The following is a 23,443-nucleotide window of genomic DNA, read 5'->3' on the forward strand; positions in this document are numbered from 1 at the left end:
TTACATTAATAATTATCTGTATATATGGAAAATATAAAGATATAGAGTTAAGGTCTAATTTATAATGTTTATTGATTTACCAAAAAGAAATAAGTATTATTAAATAAATGATAAAGAAACTAAGAAAACTCATGGTAAATGGTTACAAAAAACGCAAATAAAACAATCTTAATTTTATCTTAAGAAAAACATACTTGATTTTTTATTTATATTGAAATATATTAAATAAAGGTGTAATTAAAATGTGTAGATAAAATAATAAGTGGAGAATTAGCTTCATTTAACATTAGGAGTGAATGTAATGGGAAAATACATTTTTACCATAACAGCGATATTTCAAATATTTGTATTTATATTAACTTTATATTATATGGTGTTAGGTTTTTTTGGTCTTATTAGGAAAAAGGAAAAGAAAAATTATACTCCAAATAAGAAATTTGCGTTATTAATTGCAGCACATAATGAAGAAGTAGTTATTGGTAAATTGATCGAAAGTATGTTAAATCTTAATTATCCCAAAGATATGTATGATGTTTTTGTTATAGCAGATAATTGTACTGACGATACTGCTAAAATATCAAAAAAATACGGTGTTAATGTCTGCGAAAGATTTAATAAAGATAAACGAGGTAAAGGGTATGCCTTGGAATGGATGTTTGATAAATTATTTAAAATGAAGAAACAGTATGATGCAGTAGCTATATTTGATGCTGATAATCTAGTTCATAAGGAGTTTCTGCAAGAAATTAATTCTAAAATGAATGACGGATATAAAGTTGTACAAGGTTATATTGATAGTAAGAATCCTGAGGATTCATGGATAGCAACTTCATATTCAATAGCCTTTTGGACTCAAAATAGGATGTTCCAATTAGCTAGAGCAAATGTAGGATTTTCTAATCAAATAGGTGGAACAGGTTTTGCAATAGAAACTGAAACTTTAAAAGAATTAGGTTGGGGAGCAACTTGTTTAACTGAGGATTTAGAATTTACATGTAAGCTTGTTTTGAATGGAGAAAAAGTAGGTTGGGCTCATGATGCTATAATTTATGATGAAAAACCATTGAAATTAGCTCAATCATGGACTCAAAGAAAAAGATGGATGCAAGGATTTACAGATGTAGCATCAAGATATTTTTGGAAACTAACTAAAAAGTCAATTAAAGAAAGAAAATGGTATATATTTGATTGTGCATTATATGTATTACAACCTTTTATTACTTTAATGTTAGCAGTTTCAGCTATATTAACAATAATACAATTAGATACACCAGGACAGGGTATATTTGTGTTGAGTCAAGTATCTGAAAATGTATCGTGGGGAATAGGGATTAAAGTGTTTGCTTTAGTACAATTTATAATAACTCCACTTGTATTAGCAGTTGAAAATAAAGTATCTAAAGGTTTCTTTGCAATAACTGCACTGTATTCAACTAACGTATTTTTTATTCCTTACATTTTAGGAATAGTAAAAAATTATGGATTAGAACCAATGCAAAATTATGGAGTTACATTAGGAATTACTTTAGGATTTAATATAATATTCTTATTAGCAGTATTTCTATTGTTAGGAAAAAGTAGTTTGGTATTATTTTTCAGATTCTTATTATATGGATTATATACTATAACTTGGATTCCTATTACTATTCAAGGAATATGGAATAAGAATAATAAAGAGTGGAATCATACTAAACACATTAGAAATATTGAAATATATGATGTTTAAATTTGTTATATAGAATTTGATTTAAAGAGTGCTTAAGGGATGTAATAGAGGTTAAAAGTTTTATTACATAACTGAATGAAGCACTCTTCTTTCGCGTATGGGATATAGTAAATCTAAATTCAAATTTTATTTTTTGACATGAGATGTAAAATAAAGTATATTTTTATAGTATAATAGTACATAAGTTCGTATGTTTATACTAAAATTTAATAAACTATAAATAATAGATGTAGTAAAGAGAGAAAATATAATATAAAATAGTGTGAGTTAAAATATATATTTTTTTAATAATTTATTTTAAGCTTATGTTGATATTTTGTATAAAAGTCTATAAAGACAGAAAAAATTATTTAACTAATATTAAAATATCAGTACTATTTGAAATAAAGTTAATAGTTTGAGGAGGGCCTTATGGAATTAAAAAATAATAATTATGATGTTACTGATTTAACATCTTTAGAAAAGCTAGAACCAGTAAGAATTAGACCTGGAATGTATATAGGTTCTACAGGAACTAAGGGGTTACATCATTGTATATGGGAAATATTGGATAATGCTATAGATGAAATTACAAATGGATATGGAGATAAGGTAACTATTATTTTAAATGCAGATAAGAGTGCTACAATTTATGATAATGGTAGAGGTATACCAACAGGAATACATCCTATAAAGAAAAAATCAGGTGTAGAGATGGTATTTACAGAACTTCATACTGGAGGTAAGTTTGATAATAAAAATTATAAAACTTCTGGTGGTCTTCATGGAGTTGGAGCAGCAGTAGTAAATGCTTTATCAAAATGGGTCGAAGTAGAAGTATATCAAAATAGTAATATTTATAGACAAAGATTTGAATATGCTTTTGATAAAGAATTAAAAAGATCTATGCCAGGTACACCTGTGAGCAAGTTGCAGGTAATTGGAAAGACTGATAAAACAGGAACAAAAGTTACTTTTAAACCTGATTCAGAGGTATTTTCTTCTACAGATTTTAAATTTGATGTTATAGATAGTAGATTGCAAGAACTAGCATTCCAAAATAAAGGAATAAGATTAGAACTTATAGATAGAAGAAAAGATGAAGAGATTCAAAAAGAATATTACTCAGAAAACGGCCTTTTAGATTTTATTAATTACTTGAATGAAAGCAAAACAGTTATTCATGAGGCTCCTATTATTTTTGATGGAGAAAGAACAGTAAATAATATTCAAGTACAAGGTGAAATTTGCATACAGTTCACGGATTCATCAACAGAGTATATAGCAAGTTACGTAAATAATATACCAACTACTGAAGCAGGAACTCATGAAACGGGATTCAAGACAGGAATGACTAGAGCTTTTAAAGAGGGTGCTAAGAGACTTAACTTAATAAAAGAAAAGGATAAAGAGTTTGAAGGTAATGATTTAAGGGAAGGTATGACTGCAATACTTAGAATTAAAATTACTAATCCAATTTTTGAAGGACAAACCAAAACTAAACTAGGAAACAATGAAGCATATACTATGATGAATGATTTAGTATATACTAAATCGTTAGAATGGATAGAAGATAATAAAGAATTAGCAACAACTTTAATTAATAATGCATTAGAATCTGCAAAGAGAAGAGAAAAAATCAAAAAGATAAATGATGCTGAAAAGAAAAAGGTTGGAGTTGGAACAGCGCCTTTAGCAGGTAAAATCGCAGTGTGTACATTAAAAGATAAAAGCGTTAATGAATTTATAGTTGTTGAGGGAGACTCAGCAGGAGGTTCTGCAAAACAAGCAAGAGATAGAAGATTCCAAACTATAATGCCATCTAAAGGTAAAATAATGAATACTGAAAAACAAAAGCTTGAGAATGTTTTAGCTTCAGAAGAGTTAAGAATATTTAATGCAGCAATTGGAACAGGCACATTAGAAAATTATAAACAAGATGATGTGAAATATGATAAAGTTATAATAATGAGTGATGCTGATGTAGACGGATATCACATAAGAACATTATGGATGACTTATATTTATAGATATATGAGATCATTAATCGCAAATGGGCATCTATATTTAGCACAACCACCTTTATACAAAGTATACAAGGTTAACAAAGGTTCTGAGGCTGTAAAGTATGCCTATAGTGATGAAGAGCTAGAAAAGGCTAAAAAGCAAATTGGGAAAGGTGCATTGATTCAAAGATATAAAGGACTTGGAGAAATGAATCCAGAACAATTATGGGAAACTACTTTAAACCCAGAAACAAGAACTCTTATACAAGTTACAATAGATGATGCAGCAAAAGCAGAAAAAATGATATCTCTACTTATGGGCGATGTAGTAGAGCCGAGAAAAAATTATATGTATAAATACGGAGAATTCAATTAAGTTAAGAATGGAGAAATATTATGGCAAAAAAAGTTCAAAGTATACCAAGAGATAATAATATAATTAAAGTACCATTAGAGGAAGCTATGCCTGAAAATTATTTGCCTTATGCTATTGAAGTAGCCAAAGAAAGAGCACTTCCAGATGTAAGAGATGGACTAAAGCCAGTGCATAGAAGAATACTTTATGGAGCATATCTTCTAAAGGCTTTTCCAGATAGACCTTATTATAAGTCGGCAAGAATAGTAGGAGATATATTAGGTAAATTTCATCCACATGGGGATTCATCAGTATATGATGCTATGACTATTTTGGCACAGGATTTTTCAACAAGAGCTCCGCTAATAGATGGTCATGGAAACTGGGGATCAATTGATGGAGATAGTGCTGCGGCCATGCGTTATACAGAAGCTAGACTTGCACCTATTTCCATGGAAATGTTGAGAGATATAGATAAAGATACTGTTGACATGGTTCCAAACTATTCAGATAGTGAATTTGAACCTAAGGTATTACCAAGTAGATATCCTAACCTTTTAGTTAATGGATCATTTGGAATTGCAGTAGGGCTTGCAACTAATATTCCTCCACATAACTTAAAAGAAGTAACAGATGGAGTATTAGCATATATAGACAATAATGAAATAGATATTAAAGAATTAATGGAATATATTAAAGGGCCAGATTTACCGACAGGTGGAATATTAATAGGAAAAAATTCACTTAGATCAGCGTATGAAAGCGGTGTTGGTAAGGTGGCTTATAGAGCTAAAACTAATATTGAAAAGCTGGATAGTGGTAGAATTGGAATAGCTATTACAGAATTTCCTTATAGAAGGAATAAAGCAAAATTACTTCAAACTATTTCTGAGATGACAGGAGATAGAAGACATTCAAAGGCATTAGAACTTATATCTGACATTAGAGATGAGTCTGATAGAAATGGTATACGAGCAGTAATAGAATTGAAGAAATCTGCTGATGAGGATAGTGCAAATAAGATATTAAAATACTTATTTAAAAAGACAGAACTTCAATGTAATATAAGCTTTAATATGGTTGCTTTAGCTGATGGAAAGCCAGAAACTATGAGTCTAAAAGATATGATAAGGCATTATGTAAATCATCAAAAAGAAATAGTAACAAGAAGAAGTGAAAAAGAGCTTGAGGTAGCAAAAAAGAGATTTCATATAGTGGAAGGTTTTATTAAAGCTATAGATGTTTTAGATGAAGTTATTGCGACGATAAGAAGCTCAAAATCTAAAAAAGATGCATCTAATAATTTAATTGAAAAATTTAATTTCACAGCAGAACAAGCTCAAGCTATATTAGAATTAATGTTATATAGATTAACAGGTCTTGAAATAAAAGTTTTTGAAAAAGAATACAAAGAACTTGAAAAAATAATAAAGAGGCTTGAAAAGATATTATCAAATGAAAAAGAATTATTAAAAGTTATAAAATTTGAATTAAAAGAAATAAGTGATAAATATGGGGACGAAAGAAAAACTCATATTATAGAAGACGATGCTAAGAGTAAAATAGATATTGAAGAACTTATAATAGTTGAAGAGGTTATGATAACTTTATCTAAGGATGGATTCATAAAGAGAATACCTGTTAAAAATTATATTAGATCTAATTCTAATCCTGAGGATATAGAATATAGAGAAGGGGATAAGTTAGAATATCTAATAAGTTCAAATACTAGAGATAGTCTTCTTATCTTTACGGATAAGGGTTTTATGTATCAAGCTAAAGGAATAAATATTCCAGAATTAAAATGGAAAGAAAAAGGTGAAAGACTTGATACTATAATAAAATCTCTAAATTTAGAAGATGAAAAAATAGTTAAAGTTATATCAGTAGATAACTTTAATCCAAATAAAATCTTCAGATTTATAACTAAAAATGGTGGAATAAAAGAAAGTTCACTAGATAAATTTGAAACATCTTATGGAAAACTTCAAGCATTAAAATTAAGAGATCAGGATGCATTACTGAATGTTAAATTAAAAGATAGAGAAGAAAATAATGATTATTTAAATATAAAAACTAAATTAGATTTAGAATTTACAATAGAAGTACCAGAACTTGAAAATGTACCAAGAAATATTCTGCCTATTCAATTGTTTAATTTATCTGCAGATGATGAAATTGTTGAGGTAAATGAAAGTAAAGAAGAAGAATATTTTGAATTTAACATAGGAATTAATGATAAAAACATACTTAAATATTATAAAACATCAAAAGTAGATATAACTAGAACGAAGATAAATTCATCAAAAACATTATTATTATTTAGTAATAAGGGATATATTTATAAAATACCTGGATTCTTATTAAAAAACATAATGAATGGAGATATTAAGTTAGAAGTATTTACTGGAGAATTAGAAAAGAAAGAAAAGATAATAAGAATAAGTTCAATTTCTTCTTATGATGATAATTTAGCACTTTATTCTTTTAGTAAAAAGGGATTAGTAAAGAAAACTTTATTAAATGAGTTTAAAGTAGATACTCAAAAGCAATTTTTCTATAAACTTAAGACAGAAGATGATGAGGTTATATCTGTAGATATAAATAATATAACATTAGGAAATCTAATAATAATAACTAAGAAGGGGATGGCAATAAGGTTCCCAGTTGAGAATGTTAATTCTATGGGAAAAGTTGCATCTGGAGTTACTGGTATTAGTTTAAGAGAAGAAGATGAAGTTATATTTGGAGCATATGTTTCTAAATACTCAGACGTTAACGGAAATACAGTTATAATATCACCTAGATCGCAAGAGATTTCACTTAATTCAAAGGCAAATGAGAAAGTAAATATAACGGTTGAAGATATAAAGCTTCAAAACCGTGCTGGAAGAGGAACTAATGTCATATTAATGATTGATGATGAATTGAAAGATGTTATGATTGTATAATAGTAGGAGGAGAAATTTATGAAAAAGGCATGTGTATTATTAGCAGAAGGCTTCGAAGAAGTTGAGGCATTAACTATATCTGATATTATAAGAAGAGCAGATATAGTTTGTGATTTAGTTTCAATGAATGAAGAATTTGTAACGTCTTCTCATGGAGTTACAATAAAAGCAGATAAGATTTTTAAGTCTGATATGGAATATGACCTAGTAGCACTTCCTGGTGGTATGCCTGGAGCAAAGAACTTAAGAGACGATGGGAGAGTTATAGAGTTTGTTAACAAGCATAATAAACAAGGTAAAATAATAGGTGCTATCTGTGCAGCTCCTATAGTACTTGGAAAAGCAGGATTAACAAATGAAAGAAATATAACTTCATATCCTGGATTTGAAGATGAGCTTATAAATTGTAACTATAAAGAAGATAGTGTTGTTGTTGATGGTAATATAATAACTAGTAGGGGTCCAGCAACAGCTATAGAATTTGGTTATAAGTTAATAGAAAAATTAGGATACGATAAGGTAGAAGAATTAGCTAAGTCTATGTTATATAAATAATATATCAATGTTTTAATAAATTATAGCTTTAAATACAAACAATCCACGATTTTATCCACTTTTTAGCATGAAGTTTGAGTGAAGTTGTGGATTGTTTGTTATTATTTGTAAAAGATGGGGGATAAAATGAAAGAAAGATGGTTTATAAAAAATATTAAAGCCGATTATAAGAATATATCTAAAAAATATGGTATTAGTGAATTAATAATTCGATTAATGATAAATAGAAATGTTGTAGAAGATAATATGATAAAAAATTATATAAACCCTATTTATAGCAACTTTCATAATCCATATGAGATGAAAGATATAGAAAAGGCTACTAAAATATTAAAAGAAAAAATAGATTGTAAGGAGAAAATTAGAATAATTGGTGATTATGATGTTGATGGAGTAATTAGTGTTTATATATTATATACAGCACTTAAAAAATGCGGTGCAAATGTTGATTATGAAATACCTGACAGGATAAAAGATGGTTATGGTATAAATAAAAAAATAATACTTGAAGCTAAGGATGATGAAATAGATACTTTATTAACATGTGATAATGGAATTTCTGCAATAGAACAGATAAAATATGCTAAAGAGTTAGGTATGACAGTAATAGTAACAGATCATCATGATATTCCTTTTGTTGAAGATGAAAAAGGAGATAGAACTTTTATATCATCAGAAGCAGATTCAATAATTAATCCTAAACAAATTGAGTGTGAATACAAGTTTGATAAAATATGTGGTGCTGGTGTGGCATTTAAACTAATTGAAGTTTTATATGAAAAAATGAAAATTTCTAAAGATGAACTTTATAAGTTAATTGAATTTGTTGCCATAGCCACTGTATGTGATGTTGTAGATCTAATTGATGAAAACAGGATATTTGTTAAAAATGGATTAAAGATGATAAATAACACTACCAATTTAGGATTAAAATATTTAATGAAAGAAACTAAGATGGATGGTAAGGAAATTTCAACTTATCATTTGGGTTTTGTTATAGGACCATGCATAAATGCATCAGGAAGATTAGATTCAGCTAAAAAGGGATTAAGGCTATTATTATCTCAAAATGAAGAAGAAGCTTTGAATTTAGCAAAAGAGTTAGTTGAACTAAATGATGAAAGAAAAAGTATGACTAGCGATGGCGTAGAAAAAGCTATAGAAATTATAGAGGGTAGTACTATGAAAGATGACAAGGTATTTGTTATATATATTCCTGAAGTTCATGAAAGTTTAGCAGGAATAATAGCAGGAAGGATAAGAGAAAAATATAATGTTCCTACAATAATTCTTACAAAGGCTGAAGATGGAGTCAAAGGTTCTGGAAGATCGATAGAAGAATATAATATGTTTGAAGAATTATTAAAATGTAAAGACTTGTTAAATAAGTTTGGTGGACATCCAATGGCTGCGGGGTTGTCTTTGGAAGAAAGTAATATAAACTTACTTAGAAAAGAACTTAATGGAAACACGAAATTAACAGAAGAAGAACTTGTTCCTAAAGTAACAATTGATGTACCTTTGGGCTTAGAAAATATTAATTATGATATGATAAATGATTTAGAAATTTTAGAGCCTTTTGGAAAGGGAAACTCAAAACCGTTATTTGGAGCAAAAAATGTTAATGCAGTAAAAGCTATGGTACTTGGACAAAATAAAAATGTATTAAAAATAAAATTGAAAACTTCTAATGGAAGAGCAATAGATTCAATTTATTTTGGAGATATTGAAGCGTTTGAACAATATATAACTAAGAAATATAATTATGAAGAACTACAAAAATTATATGATGGGGAATTTAACTCAGTAAATTTAGATTTAATATTTTATCCTAGCATAAATGAATACAATGGAAATATAAGTATTCAAATAGTTATTCAAAATTATAGATAAATTTTTATTATAAAAATATAAGTGAGTAGTTTTAAGATTAGTAATTATATATATAATTACTATAATATAAGCATTTGTTTAAAACACAGATATTTTGCAACTGAAAAGGGATAAGTAGAAACATATGTTTCTACTTATCCCTTTTTACAATAAAACTAATCACCTATTACTTGACAAACATTTTCTATAAGTGACTCTGTATAAGTGTCATATAAAAAATCTATATAGCTACCATTATCAGAATATTCACTTGCTTGGAAAATTTGATATTGAATATTATTAACTTTGTTGTTAATAGAATCCAACTTGCTTAGGATTTCCTTTAATTTACTTTTATCATCCATAATTAGCACTTCCTTTACCAAATTTTATTCTACCAAATTCTATTCTTAACAGCTTCCTTCTTAAGTTCTTGTCTAAAGTCAGGGTGAGCTATAGCAATTAAGCTATCAACTCTTTCTCTAATGCTTTTTCCACGAAGGTTAGCAACTCCATATTCAGTAACGACGTATTGAACATCATTTCTAGAATATGTAATAGCTGCACCCATGTAATGACTAGGCACAATACTAGAAATAGTGTCATTCTTAGCAGTAGAGTATAAAGCGATTATAGATTTTCCGCCAGGGCTCATTTGTGCACCAATTCCTGTGTCAGTTTGTCCACCGGTACCACTGTATTGTTTAAAGCCTAAGCTTTCAGAAGCACATTGACCAGTTAAGTCTACAGAAAGAGATGTATTTATAGATGTCATCTTATTGTTTTTAGCTAAAGTATATGGGTTATTAACATAAGAACATCTTTTCATTTCGATACAAGGATTATCATCTAAAAAGTTATATAATCTTTGAGATCCAAATGCAAAAGCACCTATGATTTTATTTTTATGAAGAGTTTTTTTACTGTTGTTAACAACTCCAGCTTCAAATAAATCAACTACACCTTCAGTAATCATTTCAGTGTGTATTCCTAAATCTTTTTTTGTCATTAATGATTTAGCAACAGCGTTTGGAATTCCACCGATTCCAAGTTGAATAGTAGCACCATCATCTACTAAATCTGCTATATATTTACCAATTATAAAATCCTTTTCAGAAGGTTCCTTAGGAGACAATTCTGGTACTTTTTCATTACTTTCATAGACATAATCTACTTGGCTTATATGAACTGAAGTATCTCCAAATATTCTAGGTAAGTTTTTATTTACTTCGAATATAACTATATCAGCTTTTTCTAAAGAATCTCTTTCGTATACAGTAGAAAGCGATAATGAGAAGAAACCATGCTTGTCCATTGGTGTAACAGCACCAACAAATATATTAGGTGTTTTATAATCAAGTCTGTTGATACCAGCGTATCTAAGATGAGTTGGTATATATGAAACTAAACCTGTTGAGTGAGCTTTTCTAGCTGGTCCAGCAAAAAATGTAGATTCATTTATAAAATGTCCAGCCATACTTGGATCAGTATGGTATTTATAATCTAAAGCACTAAGCATACTAACTACAGTTACATTTTCTACTCGATCTCTTATTTCATGAAGCTTTGACATAAATAATGTTGCTTCGCAAGGTCCTAATGAAGTAACGATTTCATCATTTGATTTTACAAGTGATAAAGCTTTTTCCACAGTTATAGTTTTGTTGTTTAATTGTCCTGAATAATTCATAAAAGTATCCTCCTAGCTAATGTATGTTATTTTATTAACAAATAAATTTATAAAAAACGTTTGCTTTTGTAATATAAAAGTTATCAATATCTAATATTCTTTTATTATATTGTTGAATGCTATAAACAATAAATCAAAAAATAACTAATTTTTTAGTAAATATATGATATTGATTAATATGTGCTATTTATATGCTTATATTGTTATAAAAAACACAGTTTTAGTGTCGATATTATAAAAGTATAAACCTATAAATAAAAATCAAAGTTTTTATTTAACTTTATAGGTATAATATACTACATTGTTAAATAAAAAACAATACTATTTTCAGAAAATTTTCAGAATTCATTCAATATTTAGATATGTTTGTGAATTTCCCTAGTTTCTAATAGCATGGCTAATCTTTATAAAAACACATAATAAAAGGTGCATTGAAATAATTTAATATTTCAATACACCTATTTTTATAGGAGTGTTAAATAGTTAGATGTTATTTTCATATTGTTGTACCATTCTTTTAACCATTTCTCCACCAACGCTTCCGCATTGTTTTGAACTTAAGTCCCCGTTATATTCTTTAAAAGGTACTCCCATTTCATTAGCAACTTCATTTTTGAATTGTGCTAATTTACCTTTTGCTTCTGGTACTAAATTGTTATTATTTCCAGTATTATTATTCATTTTCTTCACCTCCTCTATATTGATAGCTTGTGTAAAAAACAGAATTTTATATTATAAAAATTAAGGTAAATGAGAATTTAATTAGAACATATAGAAAAATAGAACATATAAATAAAAAAATAGAAAATAAAATATTTTATTTTAAAAATTAATTTAAAATATTTTTAATAAATTCTAAATAATAGAGATATTTTTATGGTGACTAACAGAAATTAATAGTTATAATGTATAAGTAGAATTATTATAATTAAAAAGTATTATATAGAATAATGTGATTTTAAAAAGATTATGTAATATAAAATTAAAAAAGAAATTTAATTGAGAATTAATAGTGAATGTTAGGAGTTAAGGAAAAAACATAATTAAAATTTTTTTGTATATGTTTTAAAAAGTATTTAGCTCTCAACCAAAACTTTTAATTCTTAGCTTTAACAAATAAATTGTGGCGTAGCTACTTTTATTCTTAGTAATAATGAAAGGATGAGTTTTGTTGTGTATAAATATAAAGTAATAATGACAGGTGGAGGTACCGCTGGCCATGTAACACCTAATTTAGCTTTAGTACCAGCACTTAAAGAAAATGGATTCGAAGTTAAATATATTGGGAGTAAAGATGGAATAGAAAAAGAGATAGTTAAAAATAATAATATTCCATATTTTCAGATATCATCAGGAAAGTTAAGAAGATATTTTGACTTTAAAAACTTTTCTGATCCTTTTAAAGTATTAAAAGGAATTAAAGATGCAAATAAAATACTAAAGAAGGAAAAACCAGATGTAGTATTCTCAAAAGGAGGCTTCGTAGCTGTTCCAGTTGTTATAGCTGCACATTTGAGAAAAATACCAGTTGTAGCACATGAATCGGATATGACTCCAGGTCTTGCTAATAAATTAAGTGCACCTTTTTGCAGTAAATTATGTGTGACTTTTAGGGAAAGCCTTAAATATATAAAGGAGGATAAAGGTGTACTTACAGGAAGTCCTATAAGAACTGAAATTTTACATGGAAGTAAAGAAAAAGGGCTAGAAATTTGTAATTTTAAACAAGGCAAAGAAGTGCTTTTAATAATGGGAGGAAGTTTGGGTTCTAAAATAATAAATGATCAAATAAGAGGAAACTTAGAATTATTATTGAAGGACTTTAACATAATTCATATATGTGGAAAAGGAAATTTAGATAATAATCTTTTAAATAAGGTTGGATATAAGCAATTTGAATATGTATCAGAAGAATTACCAGATTTAATGAATACAGCTGATTATATAATATCTAGAGCAGGGGCAAATTCAATATTTGAATTTTTAGAATTAAGAAAACCTATGCTTTTAATACCACTTTCTAAAAAAGCTAGCAGAGGAGATCAAATATTAAATGCAAATTCCTTTAAAAATGAGGGGTATGCATTAGTATTAAATGAAGAGGAACTTATAAATAGTACATTATACAATAAGATTTTAGAATTAAAATCTAATAAAAAAATTATAATCAATGCAATGAACAATATGAATGGAAAAAATAGTATTGATTTGATTATAGAAGTCATATTAAAGAGTATTAAAGGATAAAATTGGAATAGTGCATATATAAAAAATATTTTAGTGAATAAATTGGACAATTAATCAACTTTAGATAATCAAAACTTGCAAAAAAAATTATGTGATATATAATAAAGTATGTAAGTTAATTTATATTACAATTATAATGTACAATAGTAATGACTATTTTTGTGTGTTGGAAGGAGTGGTGCTATTTATGAAAAACGTGTCAATCATTTATTGGAGTTGTGGTGGTAGTGTAGAAATAATTGCTAATATGATTGCGGATAGCGCTGAAGAATCTGGAGCAAAGGTAACTTTAAAACACGTTGCTGATGCTACTATTAATGATGTTTTAGAAGCAGATTCTGTAGCATTTGGAAGTCCTGCAATGGACCAAGACAATATAGAAGAACAGGAAATGCAACCATTTATTGATAGTTTAAAAGGTTTATCTATTGATAATAAAAAATGTATTTTGTTTGGGAGTCATGGATGGACAAATGATATATTTATGAAATTATGGACTAATACAATGAAATCATATGGATTTAATTGTATTGGAGAATTAGTTGTAAAAGAATCTCCAACAGAAGAGAATTTAGAAAATGCACAATTGCTAGGTAAAAAGCTTGCTAAATAATAGTGTTTATGAAGTAAGTCATCAAGACTTACTTTTATAATATAATACATTGTTAAATTTTTAATTTGTATTGTTAATTAAAAATTTAATGTTTTTTAAATAATAGAAAGAAGGGGTCACGCGATGAGAAAAATGAAAACTATGGATGGTAATACTGCAGCAGCTCACGTATCTTATGCGTTCACAGAAGTAACTGCAATATATCCAATCACACCATCATCACCAATGGCAGAACATGTAGATGAATGGGTTGCACAAGGAAGAAAGAATATATTTGGACAAACTGTTAAAGTAATGGAGATGCAATCAGAAGCTGGAGCTGCTGGAGCAGTTCACGGTTCTTTACAAGCTGGAGCATTAACAACTACTTACACAGCTTCACAAGGTTTATTATTAATGATACCAAATATGTACAAGATATCAGGTGAAATGTTACCAGGAGTATTCCACGTTTCAGCTAGAGCTTTAGCTACATCTTCATTAAACATATTTGGAGATCACCAAGACGTTATGGCAGCAAGACAAACTGGATTTGCAATGCTTGCTGAAGGATCAGTTCAAGAAGTTATGGATTTATCAGCAGTAGCACATTTAACTGCTATTAAATCTAGAATTCCATTCTTAAACTTCTTTGATGGTTTTAGAACTTCTCACGAAATTCAAAAAATCGAAGTATTAGAATATGATGATTTAGCTAAATTAGTTGACATGGATTCTGTTAAAGCTTTCAGAGCAAGAGCTTTAAACCCAGATCATCCTGTAACTAGAGGTACAGCTCAAAATGCTGATATCTATTTCCAAGAAAGAGAATCAGTAAATAAATTCTACAATGAATTACCAGACATGGTTGAAAGCTACATGGCTGAAATCACTAAGATAACTGGTAGAGAATATCACTGCTTCGACTACTATGGTGCTGAAGATGCAGACAGAGTAGTTATAGCAATGGGTTCAGTAACAGACGTAGTTGAAGAAACTATAGATTACTTAAATGCACATGGACAAAAAGTTGGTCTTATTAAAGTAAGACTTTACAGACCATTCTCAGTTGAAAAATTAATAGCTGCGATTCCAAGCACTGTTAAGAAAATCGCTGTTTTAGATAAGACTAAAGAACCAGGTGCTGATGGAGAACCATTATACTTAGACATTAGAAATGCATTCTACGGAAAAGAAAATGCTCCTGTTATAATTGGCGGAAGATTTGGTTTAGGATCAAAAGATCCAAATCCAGCTCATATTGCTGCTGTTTATGATAATTTAGCAAAATCTGAACCAAAGAATGGATTCACTATAGGAATCGTTGATGATGTTACAAATACTTCATTAGAAGTAACTGAAGATATAGATGCTACTCCAGAAGGAACTACAGCTTGTAAGTTCTGGGGATTAGGATCAGATGGTACTGTTGGAGCAAACAAGAGTGCTATAAAGATTATTGGAGATCATACAGACATGTATGCTCAAGGATACTTCTTCTATGATTCAAAGAAATCAGGTGGAATTACAGTATCTCACTTAAGATTTGGTAAAAAGGCAATTAAGTCTCCATACTTAATCAATAAAGCAGATTTCGTATCTTGTTCTAATCAATCATACGTTCATAAATATAACGTATTAGAAGGATTAAAACCAGGAGCAACTTTCTTATTAAATACTATCTGGACTCCAGAAGAATTAGAAGAAAAATTACCTGCTTCATATAAGAGATTTATGGCAAACAACAACATTAAGTTCTACACTTTAAATGCTGTTGCTATAGCTCAAGAAATAGGTCTTGGCGGAAGAATCAACATGATAATGCAATCAGCTTTCTTCAAGTTAGCTAACATTATCCCAGTTGAAGATGCTGTTAAATACTTAAAAGACTCAGTTGTAACTTCTTATGGTAAGAAGGGTGAAAAAGTTGTTAATATGAACAACGCAGCAATCGATAAGGGTGTTGAATCTATCGTTGAAATCAAGCTTCCAGAAGCTTGGAAGACTGCTAAAGACGAAGAAGTAGCTCCACTTAAGAATGCTTCAGAATTCGTTAAGAATATAGTTGTTCCAATGAACAGACAAGAAGGAGATTCTCTTCCAGTTTCTGCTTTCGTTGGAATGGAAGATGGTACATTTGAAGCTGGTACTGCAGCATTCGAAAAGAGAGGAATCGCAGTTAACGTTCCAGAATGGGATGCTGAAAAATGTATTCAATGTAACCAATGTTCATTAGTATGTCCACATGCTGCTATCAGACCAATATTATTAAATGAAGCAGAAAAAAATGCTGCACCTGCTGATGCAACAATAGTTGATGCTAAAGCTATTAAGAGTGAAGAAAAATTATTCTACACTATGGGCGTTGCACCACTAGATTGTTCTGGTTGTGGAAACTGTGCTCAAATTTGTCCTGCTCCAGGAAAAGCATTAGTTATGAAACCACAAGAAAGCCAACACGATCAAATTGAAGTTTGGGATTACTTAGTAGATGAAGTATCAGCTAAAAAGAACCCAATGAACAAGAATACAGTAAAGGGTAGCCAATTTGAGCAACCATTACTTGAATTCTCAGGAGCTTGTGCTGGTTGTGGAGAAACTCCATACGCTAAGCTTATAACTCAATTATTTGGAGATAGAATGATGATTGCTAATGCAACTGGATGTTCATCAATCTGGGGTGGATCTGCACCTTCAACTCCATATACTAAGAATAAAGAAGGACATGGTCCAGCTTGGGCTAACTCATTATTCGAAGATAATGCTGAATATGGATTAGGTATGTTCTTAGGCGTTAGAGCTATAAGAGAAAGAATCCAAGAAAGAGCAGAAGCTGCTATAATTGCAAATGATCCAGCTAAGGCTGAATTACAAGATTGGTTAGATAACATGAACGAAGGTGCTGGAACTAGAGATAGAGCTACTAAGTTAGTTGCTGCTTTAGAAAAATCTGGTACAGAAGCTGCTAAAGAAATTTTAGCTGAAAAAGACTACTTCGTTAAGAGATCTCAATGGATCTTCGGAGGAGACGGATGGGCTTACGACATCGGATACGGTGGAGTTGACCATGTACTTGCTTCAGGAGAAGACGTAAATGTATTTGTATTTGATACAGAAGTTTACTCAAATACAGGTGGACAATCTTCTAAATCTACACCAACAGCTGCAATAGCTAAATTTGCTGCTGCAGGTAAGAGAACTAAGAAGAAAGACCTTGGAATGATGGCTATGACTTACGGTTACGTATATGTAGCACAAATCAATATGGGAGCTGATAGAAATCAAGTTCTTAAAGCTATTGCAGAAGCAGAAGCTTACAAGGGACCATCATTAATCATAGCTTACGCTCCATGTATAAACCATGGAATTAAGCTTGGTATGACTAACAGCCAATTAGAAGCTAAGAGAGCAACTGAATGTGGATACTGGGCAATGTACAGATTTAACCCAGAATTAAAGGGAACTAAGAACCCATTCACATTAGATTCTAAAGCTCCAACTGCTGACTTTAAAGAATTCTTAATGGGTGAAGTAAGATACGCTTCACTTGCTAAAGCATTCCCAGAAGCTGCAGAAGCATTATTTGAAAAGACTCACACTGATGCTATGGAAAGATTAGAAGGATACAAGAAATTAGCTGAATAATAATATATTCATTAAATAGAGGATGGCCAGAAATGGTCATCCTTTTTAGTTTTTAAAAATATAAATTTGTATATAGTTTAATTTAAAAATAAAGAGAAGGTATTTAAATAATAAGAAATAATATACTTTTTATGAGTAATTTTACACATATTAAAAAATAAAAGTGTGAAAATTAGAGAAATATAGTGTGAAAAGAGAATAAATTCAGCTATTTTTGGCTAAATATATATAATGATTAAAAAAGTTTTATTTGGGGTTTTAATTTTAGTCATTTAAGGGTAGAATTAGTATGGAAGAAAGCAACAGTTGTTAGCAAGGAGGATAATTAAATTATGGATAAAGATTTAGAAAAATGTGGATGTGGAGAACACGATACTTGTGGATGCGGTGGACACGATCATGATCATGAAGGTTGTGGCTGTGGAGACCATGATCATGAAGGTTGTGGATGTGGAGAAGAAGAATCTTTCGTTGTAGATTTAGAAGATGATAACGGAAATGTAGTTTCATGTCCAATAGTTGATGCGTTCGAAGTTGAAGAAAAAGAATATGTATTAGCTGAAAATGCTGAAGATGGTTCAATGTATCTTTTTAGAGTTGATGGAGAAGAACTTGTAGTTCCTGACGAAGAAGAATTCGACAGAGTATCAGCTTATTATCAAGAATCAGTAGAATCAGAAGAATAAGAAACTTTTATAGACTTTAGTAATTTTACTAAAGTCTATTTTATTATTTAAAGAATTGATATTATTAAAAATATATAGATAACTTAAATTATGATTTTGTTTAAATGGTAAGAAATGTACCTTAAAGAATAAAAATAATCATATGTATCACCATTATTCCTGCACTGTGTTTGGAGGAGGGAATGGTTAAAAAAATCAACGGCTTCAAAGTTGCTTTGACGATTTTTTTAATTTACAACTTAAAGTATTAATGTTATATTTTATTGTATATAATACTAAAATTTTATCATATTAATACTAATGCATAATATGTAATAAATGGGGGAAAGAAAAATGGAACTATCTAAAAAAGCAGAAAATATTAGTCCATCAATTACTTTGGAAATTACAGCAAAAGCAAAAGCATTAAAAAGTGAGGGCGTAGATGTGGTTAGCTTTGGAGCAGGAGAGCCTGATTTTAATACACCACAAAATATTATCAATGCTGCAATAAAAGCTATGGAGGAAGGTAAGACAAAGTATACTCCAGCAGGCGGAATATTAGAATTAAAAGAAGTTATCTGTAAAAAGTTTAAAAAAGATAACAATTTAGAATATAAAACAAGTCAAATAACTATATCTACAGGTGCAAAACAATGTTTAGCTAATGTATTTATGGCAATTTTAAATCCAGGTGATGAAGTACTCATTCCTGTGCCATATTGGGTAAGTTATCCTGAACTTGTGAAATTAGCGGATGGAGTACCGGTCTTTGTAGAGACTATAAAAGAAAATAATTATAAATATACAATAGAAGATTTAGAAAAGTGTGTTAATAACAAAACAAAAGCAATATTATTAAATAGTCCTAATAATCCAACAGGAACTATCTATAATGAAGAAGAACTTAAAGAAATAGCAGACTTTGCTAAAGAACATGATATGTTTATAGTTTCAGATGAAATATATGAAAAATTAATATATGATAATGAAGAACATATCAGTATAGCAAGTTTAAATGAAGATGCATATAAAAGAACAATAGTTATAAATGGAGTATCAAAGACATATGCTATGACTGGATGGAGACTTGGATATGTAGCTGCTGATGAAAAAGTAACTAAACTTATGACAAGTATTCAAAGTCATATGACATCAAATGTAAATTCGATTACTCAATATGCCGCAATAGAAGCTCTTACTGGTCCAGAAGCCGATTTGGAAAAAATGGTAAAAGAGTTTGAAAATCGAAGAAACTTTATGCTAGATAAATTAAGCAAAATAAATGAGTTATCAGTTTTAAGACCTAATGGGGCATTTTATATAATGGTTAATATAGAAAAGTATTTAAATACAACTTTTAAAGGAAATGCTATAACAAATTCAGTTGAATTTTCAAAGATACTTTTAGAAGAAGAAAAAGTGGCTGTTATACCAGGTAGTGGATTTGGATTAAAAAATTATATAAGATTATCATATGCAACATCAATGGATATAATAGAAAAGGGAATAGATAGATTATCTATATTCTTAAGCAAAATAAAGTAGACAGATTTTAATTTAAAACATAGCATTTTATAAAACCTCTTGTTGAAAACATGAGGTTTTTTTGAGGAAAGTTATTATTAAGGAGAAAAAATTGGATATGAAGAAAATTGCGATTTTTGATATAGATTATACAATTACAAAAAAAGAAACACTTATGGAGTTTTTTAAGTATTATATAAAGAAAGACATAAGGGCTATTAGATTTTTACCAAGAGCACTATACTGTGGAGGGATGTATTTATTAAAATTTTATGATGAAAAAATGGTGAAAGAGAAGTTCTTAAAATTCATAGATGGAATAAGTGAAGATGAATTAGATAAAGTTGTTGAAAGTTTTTATACAGAAAAACTAAGTAATCTATTATATAGTGATGCTATGGATATGATGAAGAAACTCAAATCTGAAGGGTATGATATATATTTGATTTCAGCATCACCTGAATTTTATATAAATAAATTCTATAGTGTTAAAGAAGTAGATAGAGTAATAGGAACTAGATTTAAATTTAGTGATGGAAAGTTTTTAAGACAAATGGATGGATTTAACTGCAAAGGAGAAGAAAAGGTAAGGAGATTAAAAGAAGTACTTAAAGAAGAAAAAATAGATGTGGATTTTAAAGAATCATATATGTTTTCAGATTCATTATCAGATAAACCACTTTTTGATTTGGTTGGAAAACCATATCTAATTAATTATAAGAAGAATCATGATATAGAAATATTAAGGTGGAAATAATTCTAAATACAAAAGGGGTATGCAGTATGGAAGCAATTAATAATTTTTTTATTGAAAACTCTAATATAAAGAAAATAAATCAATTTGAAAATATTGAAGCACCAGGTAAGGTGATATATGAAGTTCTAAGAATAATTCATGGAAAACCATTATTTTTAGAAAATCATTTATTGAGAATGGAAAATTCATTTAAACTTACAAATATTGACTATTACTTAGATAATTTAAAAATAAGAAAAGATATAGAAAATTTAGTTAGAGAAAATGAGAAGTTTGAAGGGAATATAAAACTTACCTATAATATAAATGAAAAAGTCATGAGAATATTTTTCATTAATCATTCATATCCAAATGAAGAAATGTATCAAAATGGTGTAAAGACTATTTTATATTTTGGAGAAAGGGATAATCCAAATGCAAAAATAGTTAATTTGAGCTTTAGAGAAAAAGTGAATATTAAAATAAAAGAAAGTAATGCATATGAGGCTATATTAGTTGATAGCAAGGGATATATAACAGAGGGAAGCAAATCAAATATATTTATGATAAAAGATGATGTTTTATTAACATCTCCAGTTAAAGCTGTATTGCCTGGAGTTACTAGAGGAGAAATAATAGATATAGCTATTGAAAATGGTATAAGGGTTGAAGAAGTGAATTATAAATACTCTGATATAGAGAAATTAGATGGCATGTTTATATCAGGAACATCTCCCAAAATATTGCCGATAAATCAAGTTGATTCAATAAAAATGAACAGTAATGAAATTATTAACAAACTTATTAAATATTATAATAATAAGATTATTAGTTACATTAAAAGTAATTAATTACAGTATATTATATATAAAATTACATTCCTATATGATATACTAAAAAAAACAATTATTTTTTATAGGGGTTGAATTTTATGAGTTTAATATTTTCAGCTACAACATTAGAAGGATGTCTTGAAAAAGCATCAAATGAATTAAAAGTACCAAAAGAGTGCTTAAAATATACTATTATTACTCAAAAAAATACTTTTTTTAAGAAAAAAGTAAAAATAGAAATTTCTGAGGTTAATGAAAAAGATGAAAAAGATGAAAAAGATGATTTAATAGTAGATGAAAAATTGAGTAATAAAGAACAAGAAGCTCATAAAGGGATAAAAGTAGAAAATGGGGAAATAATAATCGAAGATTTAGACTATAAATCTAATGAAACTGTAATGATACATCCATGTAATGGAATTAAACTTTTAATAAATGGAGAAAAATGTATATCAAAAACAGCGGTTACTGCTTTAGATAATATAGAAGTTGAATATGTTACAAAAGAAAGTAGTAGAAAAATAGATATAACTACTTCGGAAGACAAAATGGAAGCATATATAACAATAAATTATTTTCCTGAATATTCCTTTGAGCTAGTCGATAAATTATGCTGTAGAGATCTTAAATTAGAAGCAAAAAAGAAAAAAGGTGAATATCCGCCTAAATATACTTACGATGAATTATTAACAATTTTAAAAGAAAATAATATTGTTTATGGATTACTAAACGATAAAATAAGGGAAATAAGTGAAAATGATTGTGTTAGTAATGAATTAATTGCTCAAGGAGATAAAGTCGTAGAAGATATACCTGATGCAGTTAAAGTATTTTTTGAAAGTGATAAAAAGAAAGTTTTAAAAGATGAAAATGCAAAGATAGATTATAGAAATATGTATTCAATATCTAACATCAGTGCTGGAGAGATGCTAGCAGAAAAAGTAGATGGAATACAAGGCAAAGATGGAAAAAATATTTTTGGAAATGAAATTAAGAGAAAAACAACGAAAAAGATAAACATAAAAATTGGTTCTGGATGTAAGCTAGAAGAAAACAAAGTTATTTCAACAATTGAAGGAAGACCATCATGTAAATCTGGAATTTATAGCGTTAATAAAATATATGAATTAAAAGATGTAGATATAAAAACTGGTAATGTAGATTTCATTGGTGATGTTGAAATAAGTGGAAGCATAAAAAGTGGAACACAAGTAAAAGCAGGAAATTCAGTAACAGTAAGGAAAAATGTAGAAGAAGCTACGATCATAGCAAGTGGACAAGTTAATATATCTGCTAATGTATTAAATTCTAAGATAAGTGCTGGTGCAAACGATATTGATAAAAAAAAGCATTTAGAAATATTAAAACAGTACGATAGTATAATAGAGTCTTTAATTAATTATACACAACAAATAAAGGATAAGAATGTTTTAAACAATAATCAATCAGATGGAGAAATTATTAAGATATTAATAGAAAGTAAATTTAAAAATATTCCTAGACTCTCAATGCTTATAGTAAGTTTTGAGAAGAATAATAGCTCAACTGATAATGATATGATAGCTTTTATTAGAAAAAAAATTATGGGACTAGGTCCTATAAAAATAAAAAAGTATTCTGAACTTTATGAACTGAAAAATATGCTAATAAATGCAATAGAAATATTAGAAGAAGAAATAGTTATTCCAGTAGATGTATATATGGATTATGCTCAAGACTCTACAATAGAAGCATCTGGTAGTGTATTTATAACGGGAAAAGGACAATATGTATCTAAAATAACAGCTTTAAATAATATTGAGTTTACACAAGCTGGGTCTGTATGCAGAGGCGGGATACTACATGCTAAAGATGAAATAAAGTTAAAGACTGTTGGAAGCATAGCAGGTGTACTTACTAGATTGGAAGTATCTAAAAAAGGATGTATAACGGCAGATATAGCATATCAAAATACAGTTTTTTGCTTTGGCGAAAAACAATTTACATTAGATATAGCATCAAAAAATGTAAAAGCGTATTTAGGAAAAGATGGAATGATAGTAGTAGATAAATTTCTATTGTAGG

16 protein-coding genes are annotated in these 23,443 nt (G+C 28.6%); 13 read left to right on the top strand and 3 right to left on the bottom strand.

Annotation, left to right across the window (positions count from 1 at the left end; genetic code table 11):
• Positions 1 to 301 precede the first annotated feature (301 nt).
• From RYM86_RS02925 to recJ, 5 genes are all read left to right on the top strand, one after another.
• Entirely contained in the window at positions 302 to 1,726 is a 1,425-nt protein-coding gene (locus tag RYM86_RS02925) for a glycosyltransferase family 2 protein (protein WP_315077639.1), read from the top strand.
• A 411-nt stretch (positions 1,727 to 2,137) separates the two neighbouring features.
• On the top strand, positions 2,138 to 4,087 hold the full coding sequence (locus tag RYM86_RS02930; RefSeq protein WP_315077641.1) for a DNA topoisomerase IV subunit B: 1,950 nt from the start codon (positions 2,138 to 2,140) through the stop codon (positions 4,085 to 4,087).
• 20 nt (positions 4,088 to 4,107) lie between these two features.
• A complete protein-coding gene (locus RYM86_RS02935; RefSeq protein WP_315077643.1) occupies positions 4,108 to 7,017 on the top strand; it encodes a DNA topoisomerase IV subunit A in 2,910 nt (969 codons plus the stop codon).
• Between the two features lie 18 nt (positions 7,018 to 7,035).
• Entirely contained in the window at positions 7,036 to 7,572 is a 537-nt protein-coding gene (locus RYM86_RS02940) for a DJ-1 family glyoxalase III (protein WP_315077645.1), read from the top strand.
• A gap of 126 nt (positions 7,573 to 7,698) precedes the next feature.
• A complete protein-coding gene (gene recJ / locus RYM86_RS02945; protein WP_315077647.1) occupies positions 7,699 to 9,465 on the top strand; it encodes a single-stranded-DNA-specific exonuclease RecJ in 1,767 nt (588 codons plus the stop codon).
• A 155-nt stretch (positions 9,466 to 9,620) separates the two neighbouring features.
• On the opposite strand, the gene RYM86_RS02950 is transcribed toward recJ, so the two are convergent.
• From RYM86_RS02950 to RYM86_RS02960, 3 genes are all read right to left on the bottom strand, one after another.
• Positions 9,621 to 9,809, bottom strand: a complete 189-nt coding sequence (locus RYM86_RS02950) for a hypothetical protein (RefSeq protein WP_315077649.1) — start codon at positions 9,807 to 9,809, stop codon at positions 9,621 to 9,623.
• A 29-nt stretch (positions 9,810 to 9,838) separates the two neighbouring features.
• Positions 9,839 to 11,134: an acetyl-CoA hydrolase/transferase C-terminal domain-containing protein gene (locus RYM86_RS02955; protein WP_315077651.1), complete on the bottom strand. Its 1,296-nt coding sequence runs from the start codon at positions 11,132 to 11,134 to the stop codon at positions 9,839 to 9,841.
• Between the two features lie 483 nt (positions 11,135 to 11,617).
• Positions 11,618 to 11,815 carry an alpha/beta-type small acid-soluble spore protein gene (locus tag RYM86_RS02960; protein ID WP_061306908.1) on the bottom strand — a complete coding sequence of 66 codons (198 nt, stop codon included), beginning with the start codon at positions 11,813 to 11,815 and terminating at the stop codon, positions 11,618 to 11,620.
• Between the two features lie 492 nt (positions 11,816 to 12,307).
• Between RYM86_RS02960 and RYM86_RS02965 the strand changes: the two genes are divergently transcribed.
• The 8 genes from RYM86_RS02965 to RYM86_RS03000 all read left to right on the top strand — a co-directional run bounded on the left by RYM86_RS02965 (position 12,308) and on the right by RYM86_RS03000 (position 23,442).
• Positions 12,308 to 13,381 (top strand): undecaprenyldiphospho-muramoylpentapeptide beta-N-acetylglucosaminyltransferase, encoded by a 1,074-nt coding sequence (locus tag RYM86_RS02965; RefSeq protein ID WP_315077655.1) that lies wholly within the window; start codon positions 12,308 to 12,310, stop codon positions 13,379 to 13,381.
• Between the two features lie 187 nt (positions 13,382 to 13,568).
• Positions 13,569 to 13,994, top strand: coding sequence for a flavodoxin domain-containing protein (locus tag RYM86_RS02970; protein ID WP_315077657.1), 426 nt, complete (start codon positions 13,569 to 13,571; stop codon positions 13,992 to 13,994).
• 123 nt (positions 13,995 to 14,117) lie between these two features.
• Positions 14,118 to 17,618, top strand: a complete 3,501-nt coding sequence (gene nifJ, locus RYM86_RS02975) for a pyruvate:ferredoxin (flavodoxin) oxidoreductase (RefSeq protein ID WP_315077659.1) — start codon at positions 14,118 to 14,120, stop codon at positions 17,616 to 17,618.
• Positions 17,619 to 17,950: 332 nt separating this feature from the next.
• Positions 17,951 to 18,304 (top strand): DUF1292 domain-containing protein, encoded by a 354-nt coding sequence (locus RYM86_RS02980; protein ID WP_315077660.1) that lies wholly within the window; start codon positions 17,951 to 17,953, stop codon positions 18,302 to 18,304.
• Between the two features lie 333 nt (positions 18,305 to 18,637).
• Positions 18,638 to 19,831: a pyridoxal phosphate-dependent aminotransferase gene (locus RYM86_RS02985; protein WP_315077662.1), complete on the top strand. Its 1,194-nt coding sequence runs from the start codon at positions 18,638 to 18,640 to the stop codon at positions 19,829 to 19,831.
• Positions 19,832 to 19,928: 97 nt separating this feature from the next.
• The gene (locus RYM86_RS02990; protein WP_315077664.1) at positions 19,929 to 20,567 is read left to right on the top strand and encodes an HAD-IB family hydrolase; all 639 of its coding nucleotides are present in this window, start codon (positions 19,929 to 19,931) and stop codon (positions 20,565 to 20,567) included.
• Positions 20,568 to 20,593: 26 nt separating this feature from the next.
• Positions 20,594 to 21,397, top strand: a complete 804-nt coding sequence (locus RYM86_RS02995; protein ID WP_315077666.1) for an aminotransferase class IV — start codon at positions 20,594 to 20,596, stop codon at positions 21,395 to 21,397.
• A gap of 80 nt (positions 21,398 to 21,477) precedes the next feature.
• Positions 21,478 to 23,442, top strand: coding sequence for a FapA family protein (locus tag RYM86_RS03000; protein WP_315077668.1), 1,965 nt, complete (start codon positions 21,478 to 21,480; stop codon positions 23,440 to 23,442).
• Position 23,443 lies beyond the last annotated feature (1 nt).

Origin of the sequence: uncultured Clostridium sp. (assembly GCF_963527835.1) — a bacterium.
GTDB lineage: Bacteria > Bacillota > Clostridia > Clostridiales > Clostridiaceae > Clostridium.